General features: G+C 46.4%; 14 protein-coding genes. All 14 read right to left on the minus strand.

Annotated elements, in window-relative coordinates; translation table 11 throughout:
- Positions 1 to 746, minus strand: a 746-nt coding sequence (locus PHE24_05420) for a glycosyltransferase (GenBank protein MDD4902545.1), incomplete at its 3' end; no start/stop codon positions are given.
- Positions 747 to 827: 81 nt separating this feature from the next.
- Positions 828 to 2,018, minus strand: coding sequence for a glycosyltransferase family 4 protein (locus PHE24_05425; GenBank protein ID MDD4902546.1), 1,191 nt, complete (start codon positions 2,016 to 2,018; stop codon positions 828 to 830).
- A gap of 60 nt (positions 2,019 to 2,078) precedes the next feature.
- Positions 2,079 to 2,498, minus strand: coding sequence for a hypothetical protein (locus tag PHE24_05430; GenBank protein MDD4902547.1), 420 nt, complete (start codon positions 2,496 to 2,498; stop codon positions 2,079 to 2,081).
- Between the two features lie 24 nt (positions 2,499 to 2,522).
- Complete coding sequence (locus PHE24_05435) at positions 2,523 to 2,897, minus strand: DUF2304 domain-containing protein (GenBank protein ID MDD4902548.1); 375 nt, start codon at positions 2,895 to 2,897, stop codon at positions 2,523 to 2,525.
- A gap of 83 nt (positions 2,898 to 2,980) precedes the next feature.
- Entirely contained in the window at positions 2,981 to 3,643 is a 663-nt protein-coding gene (locus PHE24_05440; GenBank protein MDD4902549.1) for a glycosyltransferase family 2 protein, read from the minus strand.
- Positions 3,644 to 3,792: 149 nt separating this feature from the next.
- Positions 3,793 to 7,251 carry a hypothetical protein gene (locus PHE24_05445; GenBank protein ID MDD4902550.1) on the minus strand — a complete coding sequence of 1,153 codons (3,459 nt, stop codon included), beginning with the start codon at positions 7,249 to 7,251 and terminating at the stop codon, positions 3,793 to 3,795.
- Positions 7,252 to 7,261: 10 nt separating this feature from the next.
- Positions 7,262 to 8,521 (minus strand): ATPase, T2SS/T4P/T4SS family, encoded by a 1,260-nt coding sequence (locus PHE24_05450; GenBank protein ID MDD4902551.1) that lies wholly within the window; start codon positions 8,519 to 8,521, stop codon positions 7,262 to 7,264.
- Positions 8,522 to 8,611: 90 nt separating this feature from the next.
- The gene (locus tag PHE24_05455) at positions 8,612 to 9,637 is read right to left on the minus strand and encodes an NAD-dependent epimerase/dehydratase family protein (GenBank protein MDD4902552.1); all 1,026 of its coding nucleotides are present in this window, start codon (positions 9,635 to 9,637) and stop codon (positions 8,612 to 8,614) included.
- A gap of 107 nt (positions 9,638 to 9,744) precedes the next feature.
- Positions 9,745 to 10,401 (minus strand): Type 1 glutamine amidotransferase-like domain-containing protein, encoded by a 657-nt coding sequence (locus PHE24_05460; GenBank protein ID MDD4902553.1) that lies wholly within the window; start codon positions 10,399 to 10,401, stop codon positions 9,745 to 9,747.
- A 252-nt stretch (positions 10,402 to 10,653) separates the two neighbouring features.
- Positions 10,654 to 12,918 (minus strand): S8 family serine peptidase, encoded by a 2,265-nt coding sequence (locus PHE24_05465; protein MDD4902554.1) that lies wholly within the window; start codon positions 12,916 to 12,918, stop codon positions 10,654 to 10,656.
- Between the two features lie 117 nt (positions 12,919 to 13,035).
- Positions 13,036 to 13,446, minus strand: coding sequence for a hypothetical protein (locus PHE24_05470; GenBank protein ID MDD4902555.1), 411 nt, complete (start codon positions 13,444 to 13,446; stop codon positions 13,036 to 13,038).
- Positions 13,447 to 13,547: 101 nt separating this feature from the next.
- The gene (locus tag PHE24_05475) at positions 13,548 to 14,855 is read right to left on the minus strand and encodes a glycosyltransferase family 1 protein (protein ID MDD4902556.1); all 1,308 of its coding nucleotides are present in this window, start codon (positions 14,853 to 14,855) and stop codon (positions 13,548 to 13,550) included.
- A gap of 56 nt (positions 14,856 to 14,911) precedes the next feature.
- Positions 14,912 to 15,919 carry a rod shape-determining protein gene (locus PHE24_05480; GenBank protein MDD4902557.1) on the minus strand — a complete coding sequence of 336 codons (1,008 nt, stop codon included), beginning with the start codon at positions 15,917 to 15,919 and terminating at the stop codon, positions 14,912 to 14,914.
- Positions 15,920 to 16,091: 172 nt separating this feature from the next.
- Positions 16,092 to 18,110, minus strand: coding sequence for a DUF4012 domain-containing protein (locus tag PHE24_05485; protein MDD4902558.1), 2,019 nt, complete (start codon positions 18,108 to 18,110; stop codon positions 16,092 to 16,094).
- Positions 18,111 to 18,160: the final 50 nt, after the last annotated feature.

Genomic DNA, 18,160 nt, shown 5'->3' on the forward strand with positions numbered 1-18,160 from the left:
ACCAATTCAGCGCGCAAATTCATATTACCCTGTAAAAACTGCCAAAAGCTTTCGATCAAAATTTTAACCCCCTTGTGCTCTTCAATTTGTCCAACGTACAAAAAAGAGAAAACATCATTTTTAGACCTTGAGCCCTGCGCCTTGAACCCTGCGCCCAAAAAATAATTCGGTAAAACTTTTGTTTGCGAATTTTTGAAAAATCCGCGCTTCGAATGCTCGTCTAAAAGCCATTGGGAAGGCGAGATAACGACTGCGGGCGAACCCAGCAAAAAACGCGTAATTGTCTGATAAATTTTTGCCGGCAGCGAATTGACCATTTTTTCTTTTCCCCAGATCATCAAGCCGGAAGGATGCAAAAGCTGGATATCGTGCAAAGTATGGATATGCCTGATTTTCATTTTTCGCAACAATCCCGGCAAGAGAAAACCAACGCCTTGCAAATTATGAGTAATGACCAAGCCTGGTTTTTTTTCTTGCAGAATTTTTTTTATTTTGGCGCGGTTAACGAAATTGAAAATATCCCAAAGATGCCAAAAGAATCGCAGCCAAAGCGGATATTTTTCCAGATTATAAAAAATCGAGGATAGATAACACGCTTTATCGGTTCGGGATCCGATCGGCGCGGTAGCAATGACAAAAACCTCATGACCTTGTTTTTCCAAGCCCTCAACCGTTTTCTCGGCGATCTTTTCGGCCCCGCCGCGGATCCAGGGAGCGTAAAGATTATTGATGATGACTATTTTCATTGTAATTAGTCGCTTAGTCAATTGGGTACTTAGTTGAATAGTAAAAAAATTTCAGGACATTTAACAAATTCTACACTCAAACTAATTAACCAATTCACTAATTAACTTATTGCTAATTTTTTCCAGACTATATTTCTCCTCCGCCAACTTCCTCGCCGCTCTTCCCATTTCTACTCGCCTTTCCGAATTTTCCATTAAAAATTCCATTTTCCCTTTCAGATCATAGGCATTGCCCGGACGGACAAGCATGCCTTCCTGACCGTTGATAAAAACTTGGCGCACGCCGGGCAGATTAGAGGCGATCACCGGCAGACCCGAAGCCATTGCTTCCAAAAGCACAATGCCAAAGGCTTCGCCTTTATTTACCGAGGGCAAGACGAAACAATCAGCTGCTTGATATTTCTTCGGCAATTCTTCATCACTGACTAGGCCGGCAAAAATAACTTTATCGGATAGTCCTAATTCGCGCGCACGATTTTCGTATTGTGTTTGGCAATCGCCGCCGCCGACGATCTCCATTTGCCAATTTTCCCTATCTTTATCCAATAAACTCAAGGCGTCAAGCAAAATATCAATACCCTTAAAATAATGGGCTTTATCCAAGCCGCCGACAAAAAGGATCTTGAAAATATTTTCTTTTTCCTCTGGCTCAAGATATGGCGAAGCGCTTTCTGGCGGCGCGGCCGGCTTGAATCTTTCCGCATCAACGCTGAAAGGAATTTCTTTTATTTTATCCTGGCTGGCCGCCCAAATTTCCCGTGGCATATTCGCCTCAGCGTAATCGCGCGAAGCGCAAACGATCAAATCAGCTTGCTTAAATAGCGACGGCATGATTAGCCGTGAAGGCCATGACAAAATTTTCAAAAGTGGCGAGGAAAATTCCGGCTCCATGTGAAAATGAACGACCAGCCTGGTTTTATTATGCCAAACAAACTTTTTTAAGAGCCAGACGATTTCCGCGGCGCCGAAAAAAGGATAATGCAGAAAAACCAGATCAAAATTCTGCAGACGCCAAAACAGTTGCGGTAAAAAACCTCCGTTGCCGATTTTAGGAAACGCTTTGAGGCGAATCACTTCTCCCTGCCCCCCACTGTAACACACCCCGTCTCCGCCAGGGGCGGATCCACCCCTCTCGAGAGGGGACTTATAATTAATAGTAAAAGTTTTTACTTCATGATGAGCCGATGACAAAACGCGCGCCGTCTCCAGCGCGCTCGTGCCGATGCCGCCTTTATAGGGCGGATAAACGCAAACTATTTGGGCGATCTTCATTGGATTCGTCTGCCGCACTGCGAATGCGGCTCATCCGAATTAAAATAATTTAGGCAAGTGTTATGACATTCTTTCCTTGCTAAACAGCCATTTTTGCCAAAGAAAGGCAATGACAAAAACCGCTAAAGCTTCTAAGACATCAATTGTTCCGACTTTTTTATTGATGATAAAAGCAATCGATAGCACGACAGCAGGAAGAAGAAAAAGAAACATGTCGCTTTTTAATTTGTCCGTAAAAGCCAATTGCAAGGTCAAGTCCATATTCCCTTCTCTTTCTTTTTTCTTGGCCTGAACGCGCCACAGCTTCAAGTTGACCAAAAAAATTATGGCCAAGACTGCCAAGGGCGCCAATGATTCCAAAATCCGGCGAAAATTGGCAAAGTTATCTCCCGAGATAAAATAAAGAATGGTAAGGCCGATGATAATTATTCCGAAAATAAAATTAATAAAATCAATCGCTATATCTTTGGCTGACAACATAAGATAAATTTTTAAATTTAATTATTAAAATTTAGAATTTATTTCGGATTTTGGATTTTGTGCTTCGGATTTTACATCTTTTTCTTTTAAGGCAATTTCCCGAACTACCTTAGTCATATCTTTGTCCATCTTTTCGATTTTCAAGCGCAGGCGGAAATTCATATAGAACAAGACGGCTACGGCGGCGTAAAGAATGATCTGAATGCCGGAAGCGGAAAAACCCAGCGCCGCCGCCAGCCGGTCCAAATCTTTGACAAAGATCACGCCCAAGCCGGCGATAAACCAAAAGACCAGCCAAAAAATAAATTCATTGGCGGAAACCCCGGCGCGCTTTTTCAAAATAAACAAGCGAAAAACAAAAAACAAAATAATAATCAAAGCAATTGCCTGCTGAAGCATAAATTATAAATTATTAATTATAAATTATAAAAAATAAATCACGAGAAAATTTATCATTTATAATTTATAATTCATAATTGTCGCTAGTCCATTAATTTTGCCAAAATTATATCTTTTATAATCCTTATTCCGCCGGAAAATTTTTGGCCGAAATCGTGATAAGTTACCTTGATCGGCACTTCTTTTATTTTAATTTTATTTTTGACGATCTTGTATAATATTTCGCTCGCGTGCGCCATTCCTTTCTGATTAATCGGAATTTTCCGCCAGGCCGCGGCGGTCATCGCCCGAAAACCGGATTGCGGGTCGGTCAGTTTTACTCCCAAAAGCAAGCGGTTGACCAGGCGCGCAATCGGCATGATCACTTTTTTCTTAAAGGGCGGCATATTCGACTCTTTGCCCAGAAAACGCGAACCGAGCACCGCTTCGGCTTCGCCGGCAAAAAGCGGCGCCAAAACTTCGGGAATATCATCAACCGAGAATTGTCCGTCCGCGTCAAAATGAAAAATTATATCCGCGCCGTTTTTTAACGCATACTGATTGCCTGTTTCCAGCGAAGCGCCCTGGCCGCTATTTATCAAATGCCTTAAAACCGTGGCTCCGGCCGCTTCGGCCAATTGGGCCGTCAGATCGGTTGAGCCGTCATCCACGACAACCACTTCCTCTGCCAACAGCTTAACTTTAGCTACTGCTTCGGCGATATATTTTTCCTCATTTAAGGCTGGAATTACACAAAAAATTCTCATAAAATCTTACTGGCGAGGAAATCCTTGCCCAGATCGCCTCGAAATCTTCTTGGCTATTTATCATATCATTATTTATCTAAATTAGTAAACAAAAACCTCGGATTAAATACCGAAGTTTTTTATATTTTTTGGCTAATTCATGCTTTAAATTACCTGGTCGCGCCGGAATAGGCGATCGCGCGGACGACGTTCCAGGCCAAAGCGTTGACCGGGGTGTGCCCATAATAATAGCGGAAAATTCGGGCAGCGATCACCTCGCTGGCTAAATTACGTTGCCGCGGTATTAAGCCGTAAGCGATAACCATTACCGCATTCTGATCATAACTATTGGCCAGTACAGGGTTGCGGCCATAGATTTTTTTAAATTCAATTTTAGCTTGATTTTCCGAAGTTGCGCTGCGCTCGCTGGGCCAGCGGCCGTTAGCGATCTTGATCACATCTGACCATTCTGCCTCGGAGTTAGGCAGCCTGCCATAGGCTTGGAAATAGGAATTGATCACTCCGGCCCGTTCGCCGGCGCCTAAACGCCGGGTGCTCTTGGTTCCGTAAACGATAAAATTATTGATCGCTGTTTTTTCCGTTGCGGTAATTTTACTATCTTGATTTAAAATTATTTTGTATTTGATCAAACCGGCCTGTTCCTTGGCCGCGTCGGCCGTCTGGCCCAGATCGGCTAATAAATCTGGAGCGTTGTTAGCGCTGACGATCCCGGCTTCCGCGGCGATCTCTGACAAAATATTGCCAGCCGGAGCGGCAGGGGCAGCCGGAGTTATCGGAATGGCCGAAGCGGCGCCGCAAACCTTTGATCTGGTTGCCTGCTGGGCGGTTGTCAAAGCGCAAAACATCGGAGATTGGCTTAAAACATCGCGGTATTGCATGCCGTTAGCGCAATTTCCCCAATCACCATAACTGACGTTGGAGCAATAAGGAGCGCTGAAGTTGCCGCTGTTGGTGGGAATAAATTCAAATGAGGCGCTTACGGAAATATCACTGATAATATTAGTGTCAATGCGGGGATTACTGGTAGAGCTGTCGCTCCAGCGGACAAATCGGTAGCCGGAATTTGGCGAGGCGGTTATTGCCGAGCCGCTGGCGCCGGAATTCACCATCTGCGTGCTGCTGCCAATGATCGTACCGTGAGCTCCGGCAGCATAGGCCAAGGTAAGACACTGGATTTGAACACTGGTCGTGGCCGAATTATCGGAATAATCGGAATCAATCAGCCAGGATTCATCTTCCTTGCCGAAAATAATATAGACTTTTCCGGCATGCTCTCCGTTATCATTATTATACCCCGCGCCGACCACAATATCGTCATACCCGTCGCCGTTCAAATCGCCGAACAACTCGGAGGCGCCGGAAACCTGCAATTGATCTTCATCAGCCTCGCCGACAAAGGAAGCGGCGGCCGAAGAAGCAATGGAATTATTCTTTGTCCAGCCGGCCGGTTTTCCCAGCATTAAATACAAATCACCCTTCAAGGTGACATCAGTGCCCCAACTATCAACCAAAAAATCAGCATAACCGTCGGCGTTAAAATCCCCGACGGCATCCACATCGCGCAATTTCTCCCTGTCTTTAACGCCCAAGAAGGAAGCATCGGAAGAAGTGCCGATCTCCTGATCATTTTGCCAGCCGGAAGTTTTTCCAAAAATCACGTAAATTTTTCCATTGCGGTCAAATCCTTGCGAGTTATGCGAAGCGACCAGGCCGAGATCATCAACGCCGTCGCCGTTGACATCGCCGATATTCCTGATTGATTGCAATTTGCTGTTGGCCATTTCACCGACGAAAGAAGCGTCGGAAGAAGTGCCGATCTCCTGATTGTTTTGCCAGCCGGAAGTTTTTCCCAAAATAATATAGGCCTTGCCGGAGTAGGCGCCGACTTGGCTGTTTTCATAACTCGCCAAGCCGATATCGTCAATGCCGTCGCCGTTAATATCTCCCAGCGGATTTTCATTAGCGCTGATATACCCTCCCAAATGGCTGGGCTCGGTTGCGCCGTTTTGAGGTTCGCCGATAAAAGAAGCGTCAGAATCGGCATTCTGCTGCCAGCCGGACGTTTTGCCGAAAAATATATAGGCTTTACCGGATGACGCTACGGCATATTTATCAATGATCATAAAATCATCAATTTCGTCGCCATTGACATCGCCCAATCTTAGCGCGGAATTACCAACTGCTTGCTCAAAAGAAAAATCCGAAGAAGTGGCCAGATTGCCGTTGATCGGCCAGCCGGAATTTCGGCCGAAGAGCAAATGACTATAAGCATCCGTAGTGTCCAAAATATTAAGATCATCATAGCCGTCATGATTTACATCGCCGACGTTAATGGAGCCCTGCGCCCCATAGAAAGAAGAGTTGAAAAAATCCGTCGAGCTGGCAACATCCACGCTTTTCGGCCAGGCCGAAGTCTTGCCCAAAACTATCCAAACCGGAAAAACATTGCCGTTGCCATCAGGACCTAAATCGGAAAAAACCAAATCATTAAGCCCGTCATGGTTAAGATCCATCGGGCTTGGCGCGTCAAATCCCAAAAAAATATCAGAACGATCATCGTGATAGATGGTAACATTGTCCGCGTCAGCCATGGTCACGTCTTTTTGCCAGACTGTCGGTTTGCCGAAAATCACGTCGACTTTTCCCGAAGCGTCATTTTCATTGGAAATGTTGATGGAAAAATCTTGATACCCGTCGCCATTAAGATCGCCGCCCGGACCGATGTTCCCAAAACCAGTATCATCCCCGGCCGCATCGCCAAGGAAAGAAGCATCAGCCGTGTCGCCGATACTCTCGCCTTTCGGTAAAACAATCGGCGTGGAAGTCGGCGTAAAACTTACCGTGGCGGTTGGGTCAACAACATTACCGCAGAAGCTTCCGGGAACTTGGGCGGTCACGGTTAAAACAGCCTGGGCGCCGGCCGCCACCGTGCCGATAGTCCAAATTCCGGAATCATGATCGTATGTTCCTTGAGAGCTTGAAGAGGATTGATAGATGAATTGGCCGGGGGCTTTGGCATTGGCCACCTGAATGCCCGGCACGTCATAATCGCCGTTATTAGCGACCGTAAAAGTATAAGTAATGGCGTCGCCCGGATCAGGAGTCGGATCGCTCACAATTTTAGTTAGCGATAAATCAGTAGAGCTGGCTTGCTGGCGGATGACGTGGAAGTTGGGAGAATAGTAGCGGTCGTTGATATTGTTGCCCTGGGAACTGAACACCCAATCATCCAGAATCGCTTTAGCGCCGCTTTCGACGTTGGTGATCGTGACGTTGGAAATAATAGTGCCCGAAGGATCCCAATATTTTTCCGGCAGGCCGTCATGGTCAATGTCGAGGAAAAAATCAGTCTTGCCGTCCCAATTGCCATTGAGCGCCAAAATCAAAGTGGTGGAGCCGTCCGGATCAGAAAATGTTTCGTAGCCGTTAACCGAATTACTGTCATTATTTTGCGCCTGTTCGAGATTGCCGTCGCCGTCGATATCGGCGTAAATAATATTGCCCGCGGCTTGAGTCATATCACGGGCCAAAGGAAAAATCAGCGAACATAAAAAAATAAAGATCAGCGCGATGAATTCCAATTTTTTTCTTGGCGAAATTTTTAACATATGAAAAATATTAATTAATCACCCTAAGAACTTCTTCGATCGAAATAAGTCCGCTTAAAGATTTGATCAGGGCGTCTTCAGCCAAAGAATAGCCGTCTTGCTTGGTTAATTCCTGCCGGATCGCCGAAAAATGTCCGGTCTTGATCAGATTTTTTACCGCCGGGGTAATTTCTAAAACTTCGAAAATTCCGACCTTTCCCGCCTTGCCCGAATTTTGGCAGCGCGGACAGCCGCGACTCTTGTAAAAAATCAGTTCTTCCGGCCGAAATATTTTCTCGGAAACGATCTTGTCCCGCTTAAGCCTGGGCAATAATTTCGCCAGCGATATTTTTTTTTGCAAGCGGCGCCAATGCTCTTGACCGGCCTTTTGCCTGGTCAAGCAATGGGGGCAATTTTTATCGACTAAGCGCTGAGTGATCGCCAATCCGGTGTTGGCTGAAAATAAAGATAAGGGCAACCCCAAATCGAGCAAAAATTCCAAAGTGCCAAGCAAATCGCGGCTGTAAAAACCAGCCAAAACAAAATGGCCGGCCGAGGCCAAATGAAAGGCCGCTGCCACAGTATCAAGATCATTGACCTCGCCGATCATCACCACGTCGGCATCTTGGCGGCGAATGGCGTTGATCGCCACCCTCGAGCCAAAACCGACCGAAGGATTTAACCGGCTTTGATTGATCTCGGGCAAATCCGCGGCCACGTCTTGCTCCACCGTGGCAATATTCAGTTCTCTGTTTTTGAGAAAATTGATAAAGCTATACAGCGTAGCGGTGCGGCCGGAATTATAATCGCCGATCACCGCCACCAATCCCTTTTTGGCCGCCAAATTCTTTTTAACTTTCTCCAGAGCCGGTTCGTTCAGCCCCAGCCGGCCGAGGCTAAGGAGCTCGAATTTTTCTTTAAAAAGATTAACCACGATCTTTTCCCCGGCTACCGTCTGGTGAACGCCCAAGGAAAAAATTATTTTATAACCCAAATAATCTTTTTTAAATCTGCCGCTGGTTGGCGAATTATCCGTGGGATAATTCAGCCCGGCCATTTCTTTTACGCCAACTATAACCGCCGGCTCGATTTTTTTGGACAAGAGCAGCGTTTTTTTCAATTCGCCGCCGGCCCTAAAATTTATCGCCAAATTTTTGGTTGTTGGCTCGAAATAAATCTCATCGGCCTCGCAACCGATGGCAAAATTAAAAATCTTGTCGATCACCCGCAAAACTTTGATATCCAGGTCGATTGCCAATTGCTCTTTTAAATTTTGTTTTAGTGATAACATAAAAAATAATAACCAATATTTAATATCCAATATCCAAAAAATATTACAATATTTCAATATTAAAATATTGTTTTAATTATTGGTTATTTATTATTGGATATTTTCTTCTATTCCCTTCAATCCCTTGCTCGCCCGCAGTTCATCGATGGTTTTTTCCAACCCCTTATCCAAAGTAACGACCGGCAGCCAGCCCAGATCATTGGTGGCGATCGTGATGTCCGGCAGGCAAAGTTCGGTCATAAAAAAATGCGCCGGCTCATAAACGATCTTCGATTGCGAACCGATCCGGTCGATTATCTTTTGGACCAGATCAACGAGCTTAACATCGACGTCTGAGCCGATATTGAGCGGTCCGACCAGGTCGGTTTCCATTATTTTCAGCGCCGCGTCGATCACGTCGGAAACATAACAGAAAGAAGAGGTAAAAGTTTCATCGCCATAGATCACCAAATCCTTATTGTCCAAAGCGTTGCTCACGAAATCCGGGATCATCTGATTGTCGTTCAAGGGCATGCGCGGCCCGTAGGTGCGGAAGACGCGGATGATCTTGGCGTCGATGCCATGCGTCTCCCGATAAGTATGGATAAAAGTTTCCGCAAAACGCTTGCCTTCATCGTAGCAGGCGCGCTCGGAAAGAAAATTCACCGCCCCGATATCATCTTCTTTTATCTTCGGGTTGCCCTCGCGGCGCGGACCATAAACCACCGAGGAGGAAAAATGCAGCAGCTTGGCTTCGTATTTTTTAGCCAGATCCAAAACATTTTTCACCACGTAGGAATTGGCCAGCAGCGTCGCGTCGCGATTTTTTTGGAAATTCTTGGCCGAGTTCGGGCAGGCCAGATTGTAAATTTCCTGGATGCCCTGGAATTGGATCTTGAATTTTTGCAATGACTGCTCGTTTTCCAAATCGAGCGGCACGCTTAAATCATGGCGCAAAAAAGCGAAATCCGGTTCGGCGAAAAGATGGTCGATGTTTCGTTCCGAGCCGGTGGAAAAATTATCCAGGCAGATCACCTTGCAGGTCTTGATCAGTTCGTCGCAAAGATGCGAGCCGATAAAACCGGCGCCCCCGACGACCAGCACGTTCTTCTTTTCGAATATTGCATGCTTGCTCATAACGCATAACGCATAACGCGTAACGCTCTACGCGTAACTCGTAACGCGTAACTCGTAACGATTATTGCAAATAAATATTTAATTATTTTTTATATAATAATTTTTGCTTAATTGAATTTTTTCCATATGCCTTCCGATACGACAGCAATCTCATCGCCGTTAATTTTAATAGCCGAATTATCATCAATCGCATAAAATTCTTCAGGATATTCTTGCGCCAGCTCGGTAAGTTTTCCCATATTAACGTTAGGGAAATCCGGTGAATTCAAATGCGGCCTGATTAAAATATCTATATACCCCAAACCTTCGTTCTTATCAAATTCACTGGGCGCGTCGTAATACAATTTTTCCGAGGTGCTCAAATCTAAATTTTTGCAAACGACCATGCTGCCCGCGCTAATCCCCACATACACTCGAGTCTCTAGCATTTGAGGTAAAATTTCTTTCAGTCCGGATTTTTCGATCCAATGATTTAAATAAAAACTATTTCCCCCCTCGAACAGTAAAACATCAGCAGCCTCAAGCCTTGGCCGCCAAATATTCTGCGGCAGGGCGGAAATATCGACTATATCAATCAATTTGAATCCCTGTTTTTTACAATTAAAATAATCATCAATCATCCAGCCCTTGTCGCCTTTTTCCATATTCGCCGCCGTCGGGATAATCGCCAAATTAAGTTCAGCGAACGGTTTCTTTGCCAAATCCAAAAGCGCATCTGCAATTGATCTATTCGTTAAGCCTGCCGAAGTAAGCAGTAATTTCATATTTATATTATTTGAAAAAGTAGTGAAAATTTTTGATGATAATGCCAGTAATAGACCCTCCCCGTCCGCGAGGCGCGGCCACCCCTCCCGAGGAGGGGACAAAACTTTTTCGTTGCGCGCGTTACGCGTTATGAGTTATGAGTTATGCGCCATCAGACCCTCCCCGCCCTTCGCTTCGCTCCGGACACCTCCGCCTCGGCGAGCCTCAGCGAGATGGGCCTCCCAAGAGGGGAATTTTTTATTTTTTCTTTTTTAATTTTTAATTGATGCTGTCCCGACATTCACTCCGCCCGCAAAAGCCGGATCAAAAGCGTAATAGGATTGAAGAATGATGCCGCTCGGATCAAAGACCCGCACGTGCGGCCCGCCGCCCGCGCCGGCGCCGGTGATTATTTCCGCCAGGCTGTCGCCGTTGGTATCGCCGGAAGCAATGTTCACGCCGCCGTGCCAACTCCGGTCATAAGCGAAAAATTGGCCTTGCAATTTTCCCTTGCCGTCAAAAATCCTGATATGCGGTCCGCCGCCTTTTCCCGGGGCAGTTACGATTTCCTCCTGGTGATTAGCCGCGCCGCCATAAAGATCAGCCACGGTAACATTGACTCCGCCGTGAAAATTTTTATCGTAAGCTAAAAATTGGCTCTTAACAATTCCTTTGGCGCTGAAAATTTTAACTTGCGGCGGATAGCCCGAACCGGGACCGGTGACGATCTCGGTCTTTCCGTCGCCGTCAACATCGCCCGCGGCAATATTGACTCCGCCCAAAAACTTGGCGTCATAGGCGGTAAACTGATTTTTCAACCGGCCCTGATTGTCAAAAATTTTCACGTCAGACTTCAAACCGGAGCCAGCGGCAGTGATAATTTCGTCTTTGCCGTCGCCGTCAAAATCACCGGTCGCCACCTTGACGCCGCCGCGGTAATTCGCGGCATAGGCGTAAAATTGGCTTTTAAATTTTCCCTCGGTATTGAATATTTTTACCCGGCCGGCAACCCCCGAAGCCGGGCCGGCGATGATCTCGACTTTGTTGTCGCCATCGACGTCGCCCGATGCCAAATAAATTCCACCGCTGGGATTGGCATTGAATTTTTTGATCAACGTATTATCAGGCTGCACTTCTCTCACTTCGGCCGAATCCCCGGAGGCAGGAGCCAGAAGAAGCTTAACGCTTTGATTTTGTTTTTCCCGATCGGCCAAAGCCACGGCGCTAAGAGCATTGACCCGGCCGCGTCCCAGTTTTCCCTGATAAGCGGGATTGAGCCGGCTGATATCATCAGCAGTAGCTAAAAGAATATCTTTGATCTCGCCGGCTTTGGCGCCGGGATTGATCCCTTCCAACAGCGCCAAAACGCCCACTACTACCGGCGTGGCCATTGAAGTTCCCGACCAATAACCGCTGTAATATTGATCCAGAGCGGTATTATTGATTTGCTGGGTCGGCGCGTACACGGCTGTGCTGAAAAAACCGACCCCGGGAGCGGCCAGATCCACGCATCTTGAACCATAGCTGGAAAAAACCGCCTTTTGATCGATCGCGTCGGTCGCGGCCACGCCGATCACCATATTATTTTCGCCGTCATCGCAGGCCGGATACATCGGAGTTTCGTCAAGATTATATCCCTGGCCTTGTGACTCTTCGTTTCCTGCCGCCGCCACCACGATCACGCCGGCGTTATAAGCGCGGGTGATCGCCTCATAAAGAGCGCGGCTGTAATCCAACCCGACAAAACTCAAATTAATGATCGCGGCTTTATTATTGATGGCATAATCGATGGCTCTGACCACATCGGAAGTCCGCCCTTCGCCTTTGTCGTCCAAAACTTTTAACGGCATGATCTTCGCCTGCCAGGTGATGCCGCTGATCCCTTTGCCGTTATTGCCGACCGCGGCAATGATCCCGGCCACGATCGTGCCGTGCATCACGCCAGCTTCGGTTAAACCGTCTTCGAATTTCGGCGAGGGATCAGGCACGTTATTCACAAAATCCCAGCCGTTATAATCGTCGATAAATCCGTTATGATCGTCATCAATCCCGTTGCCCGGGATCTCACCGGAATTTTTCCAGATATTGGCGGCGAGGTCAGGATGATTAATTTGGACGCCGGTATCGATCACCGCGATGACCACATTGGGAGTTTCCCGGATCCTGTCCCAAGCCAGCGGCGCGCGAATCCGCTCCAGATACCATTGTTTGGAATAATTGGGATCGGAAGGAATTACCGAGGCATGATAGACATAATTCGGCTCGGCATATTCCACGTCGCTCTTCTTTTGATAGAACGACAAAAAATCATCAAGCTTAACGCCAACCGGCACCTTAACTGCCGCCGGCTCCGCGGAACTTTTATATTTAACTAAAATTTCATTATTTCCGTCTTGCTTGGCAGAAGCGGCGATGTTGATATTTTTACCATTACTTTGCCCGCTTTCCCCAGCCGAAGAATCGTGAAAAAAACAAAATCCGCCGATCAAGACGAGAAAAAGATAATACACAAAAAATCGGACTATTTTCTTAGCCATATTAATTTTATTATATCATAAGAAAAAAGACTTTACTAATGGATTTTTGACCTTTTTCTCCAATAAAAAAAGGCCAGTAAACTTACTGACCTTTATCATGTTACCGGCAATCCGGTCTTATTGATTTTGATTCTTCCAACGCTCATCAACCCTGGGCTTGATAAAATGAGTCATTAAGGAAACGATCAGATCCAGATCGACCGGCTTCTTCAAGGTTACGTCTATCCGGTCGAAATAATCACTCGGTACAGCCTTGGGGAAGCCCCCGGTAACGACGATGATTCCACCTTTATATCCGTAACTAATCAGACTGTCAACCACGTCCCAGGCATATCCATCGCCCAGATTACCGTCAAGAACGACGGCATCAAGCAAGCGGATGTTACTCAGGGTGCAAAATGCTTTTGCCCCCGCCGCGGATTCGGCGAGAAGAATTTCATGTGTCGGAAACGCGCTTTGAAACAATGTTGAATATATTTCCCTCATTCCCATTTCGTCATCGGCAGCCAAAATTTTTCCGTTTTCCATGTCGCCCTCCTCTACTTATGGTTAAAGAAATGATATAAAAAACAATTTTAGTGGAAAAGAAAATATACCACAACGGTTAAAAAAAGTCAATAGCAAGGCTTTTAACCATTCCCCGTCAGAATTCGCAAGGTTTCCCGGGCGCACTTTTCCCAGCTGAATTCCTTGGCCCGGTTCAATCCTTTAGCGACAAGCTCGGCGCGCAAAGCCGGGTCAGTGATGATTTTTTCCATCGCTTGAGCCAATTCTTCCTTGTCGCGCGGATCGAAATATAGCGCGGCATCGCCCGCCACTTCCCGCAAAACCGGAATGTCGGACGCCACCGTCGGCACGCCGCAGGCCAGAGCCTGCAAGATCGTGACGCCAAAACCTTCATGCAAAGAAGGCAAAATATAAGCGCTGGCGCCATTAAAGATATAAGGAATATCTTCTTCCGCGGTCCAGCCGGGCATGATCACCTCATTATGCAAACCGAATTCGTGGATAATATATTTTATTTCATCAGAGCCGTAACTGGCATCGCCGATCAATACTAATTTTTCCGGAAGGCCGGGATGATGATGTTTTAATTTTACGAATGCTTCCAGCAGCAGCGGCGTATTTTTTTTCTTTTCCAATCGGCCGACATACAATAAATATGGCCGGGCAATCCCGTATTTGTTCAAAATTTTGGCGATCTGATCATGATCATTGATCTTTTTATAGAACAGATCGTTGAAGCCGTTATGAATGACCGTGATCTTTTTCTCCACGCATTTGTACATCTTTAATATTTCGGCGCGGGTGAATTGGGAAACGGTGATTATTTTGGTCGAATGTTTCAAGGAATAAACAGTCGACCAATTAAGATAATCAGTGGAAGTGGCCCCGTATTTTCCCAGCGTGAAAAAACGGACGATAAGATTTATCACCCGCCTGCCCCGCCCCTTTTCCGGACCAAGCTTATTTTCTTCATAAAGAGCCGCTTCTCTTTTAAAGGCGACGTCGTGGATCGTATTGACCGTTATCTTCGGCCGCAGCAAGGGGATGCCGTGGGCCGGAATGAATAAAACATCAGGCTTGGCCAAAAGCATCTCGAGCGAAAGCCGGCCCAGGGTCCAAAAATAAGTAAAAGGCCAATGTAAAATTTTGGCCTTGAAATTATTGTGGGGGCTTTTAACGATTTGATAGCCGTCTTGGTCGTATTCCGGGTGAAAATTATTTTTTTCTTGCCCGATGAAATCAAGCGTCGTCAAATCGGCCAGATCGGCTGCCAGCGGTTGATCGGTATATAGAATGAATTGGTTATCCTTATCCAGCCGGGCAAAATATTTGATCAGATAATAAGAATACCATTCCGTGCCGCTTTTATGAGCTCTGTTGGCGCGCGAGGCGTCGATGCCGATGATCATTTCACGTAACACATAGCACATAACACATAACACAAGTCAAAAACTGTTATGTGTTATGTGATATGTGTTATGAAAATTTATTTGGTGGCCAAAATAGAACGCTTATAAGAATCCAGATTATCCAGCGCGATGCCGGTTCCTTTGGCGACGCAGAGCAGAGGCTCATCGGCGATATAAACCGGCACGCCAATCGTGCGCGAGACGAGCTGATCAATATTTCGGAGCAGTGAACTGCCGCCGGCCATCACAATTCCTTTGTCCATGATATCGGCTGACAATTCCGGCGAAGTATCGTTCAAGACTTTTTTAATCGCCGCGATGATCGCTTCTAATTCATTTTGGATCGCCTCGGTGACGTCGTCGCTGATCACGTTGATGCTCCGCGGCAAACCAGACACCACATCCCGGCCGCGGACTTCCATGGTCAATTTATTTTTCAGATACAGCGCGGCGCCGACATTGATCTTTATTTCTTCGGCCGTGCGCTCGCCGATCGAGAGATTATATTTGCGGCGGATATGTTCGGTAATAGCCACGTCAAATTTGTTGCCGCCGACTTTAACGGAATTGACGCAAACAATGCCGCCCAAAGAGATAACGGCCATTTCCGCGGTACCGCCGCCGATGTCCACGATCATATGGCCGGAAGACGAACCGATCGGAATATCCGCGCCGATCGCGGCCGCGATCGGTTCCTTGATGATGTAAGCGGCTTTGGCGCCGGCGGAGATTGTCGCTTCGATGACAGCCCGGCGCTCGGTGGAAGAGATTCCGGCCGGCACGGCGACCATCACTTCCGGACGGAACAGCCGAAAATTTCCCAAAGTCTTATTGATGAAATATCTCAACATCGCCTCGGTCGTGCGGTAATCGGCGATCACCCCGTCCTTCAGCGGCTTGACGGCGATGATATTGTCCGGCGTCCGCCCGAGCATTTCCTTGGCTTCGTTGCCCACAGCCAAAATCTTCCGATCATCGATCGAAACCGCAACCACGCTTGGTTCGTTAATTACAATACCCTTCCGGGGCAGATGCACCAGGGTATATGTCGTTCCGAGATCGATTCCTATGCTCTTAATAAACATGATTAAAATTTTTGATTTTTGAATTTTTAAATAATTTTTCAATGACCAAATTTTTAAAAATTTAAAAATTGAAGCCTTATTTCAAAATTCAAAATTGAAAATTTCAGCCAAAGGCTGATCAGCCGCTGGCTGAAAAAATTTTGCTTTATTTAAAAATTATAAAATTCAAAAATTAAAAATTAACGTTAAACTCTTTGTCCGTTTCCAATGTCGAATTCCAGATAATGTCGTAACCATTTACATTTACGCCGTCAACGGGATTGTATGATTTTATCGCAGTTGGAGCCATTACGTCAACTTTCACGGTTTGAACCATATTGCCCGGCTGTTTTTGCAAATAAAGCTGATAATTTCCTTGGGAAAATTGGTCGGCCAGATTGGCAGGTAATTTATAAGAAATGTTCAAAGTGGTGCTTTTGCCCAAACGAACATTTAATAATCCCGGCACGACCGTCTTGCCGAATTCGTCATAAGTTTTGTCCAAGACGGTAAATCCGGTCGCGCTGGTTATTTCGCTCCCTTCCGGCAGATAAATCCGGGCGTAATCTTTATAATCGCTGGTCCGCCAGTCCGCCTTGCCGGTATTGGCATAGGTAATTTTTAAATCAGCGTAAAGCCCGTCGGATTTTTGTCTGACTTGATAATTAATATTCCTCCGCATTACCGCATCGGTTTTCAATGAGGCCATGTTGGCATCAACCAGCATTAAATAATCACCGGGCACTGATTTAATCTCGCCGCCGGCGCCCAAACTTGCCACCAATCCTTCATGGTAATCATCAGGCAGATAGGCCAGAATATTTTTTTGCTTGACCGCTTCATTGACCTTGGCTAGCGCCGCCGGCCACTGGCTGTAATCCAGATTAAAAAGTTTGGTTTTCATTTCCGCGAGTATCTTGCCGATAATTTCCTTGCGCTGCCAGGAAGTGACATTCTGCGCCGCCAGATCCTGCTCGACTTTGTATTGCAGGAGGGCGGTAAAATTATCCTTGGTAAATTGCTCGCCATTAACGGTGATCGGCCCGGTTAACCCCAAAAGTGACGTCACAAACTCGGGCGTAACGGCGATCACGCCGTTAAAATCGCCGTTAAAATCATTGATTTGATTCTTGGCCGGCAAAAGATTATTTTCCTTGTTATAAAACCAGATTATTTGCGCGGCGGAAGTCGGCCAATCCGGCGACCAATTGGCATCGCGCATATACCAGGTCGGATTAAGATATTTTTTGATCGGATCGGGCGGCATGATCGAGAGCAAATGCAGGGCCTCCATCGGCTGATCCATATGATAAATATCATGCGAATCAAAACGCGCCACGTCGCCATTTTCGGTTTGTAAAATTCCATAGGTTCCCAAAAAACCGCCGGTGGGGCGCAACTCGGTATTATTCTCGAAGAGGACCAAAAAAGTGGATTTAGCCGGATAACCGAAAAATTCCGGCGCCAGCTGCGACACCAGAGCCGCCTCGGATAAAAGTTTGGAAGCTTCGATCAGTTTGCTTTTCGCCTGCTTAAGCTGCCCTTGGAACGGAGCAAGAAATCCGTCCGCTTCGACCTTATCCAAATTCAGCAAAGCCAAATCCAGATCAGCCTTAAGCCCGTTCAATTCCGGACCGGATTCAAAGATCGATTTTAACAAAGCTTGCTTTTGCGCCGTGGAAAATTGAGAAAAATTAGTGCCGAATTTTCCGCCCATGATCCCGTCCCATTGCGTGCCGAGCTTTGCCGCCTCATTCAACGCCCGGCTGATCACCCCGGCACTCGCCACCAAAGAATCAAGATCAGCCAATTCTTTTTGCCCCAAGTTAAGATTTTTAAAGATCGGGTTGGCGCGCAACGCCGCCAGTTCGCCCGCTAACGCGGTAAAAGAATTTTCCGCCGCCAATGAATCATCGCCCATGGCGCTGAAATTTTTCTCCTGCGCCGCATTAAGCGAATTCTGCAAATCGGCTTTGCCCGAGGCGGCCAGATCATAAAGACCCTTAAATTGAAAAAATAAAATTCCCGCCAATACCGATCCCAAAACAAAAATGACGATTAAAAAGACCGCCAGATATTTTAAAAACGATAAAACCGAGCGGCGGCTTTGGCGCTTTTGATGCCAATGCAAAGTCTCCACCAGGCTGGCGATATTTTCATGGCCGGTAAGGAAATCGATTTTTTTATGTTTTGGTTTTCTTTGAAAAAACATACGGAATATAACACAAATACTGCAAATTATGCGCGAATACTACGAACCCT

The organism is Patescibacteria group bacterium (genome assembly GCA_028707065.1).
Lineage (GTDB): Bacteria > Patescibacteriota > Patescibacteriia > Patescibacteriales > WJLG01 > JAQTUZ01.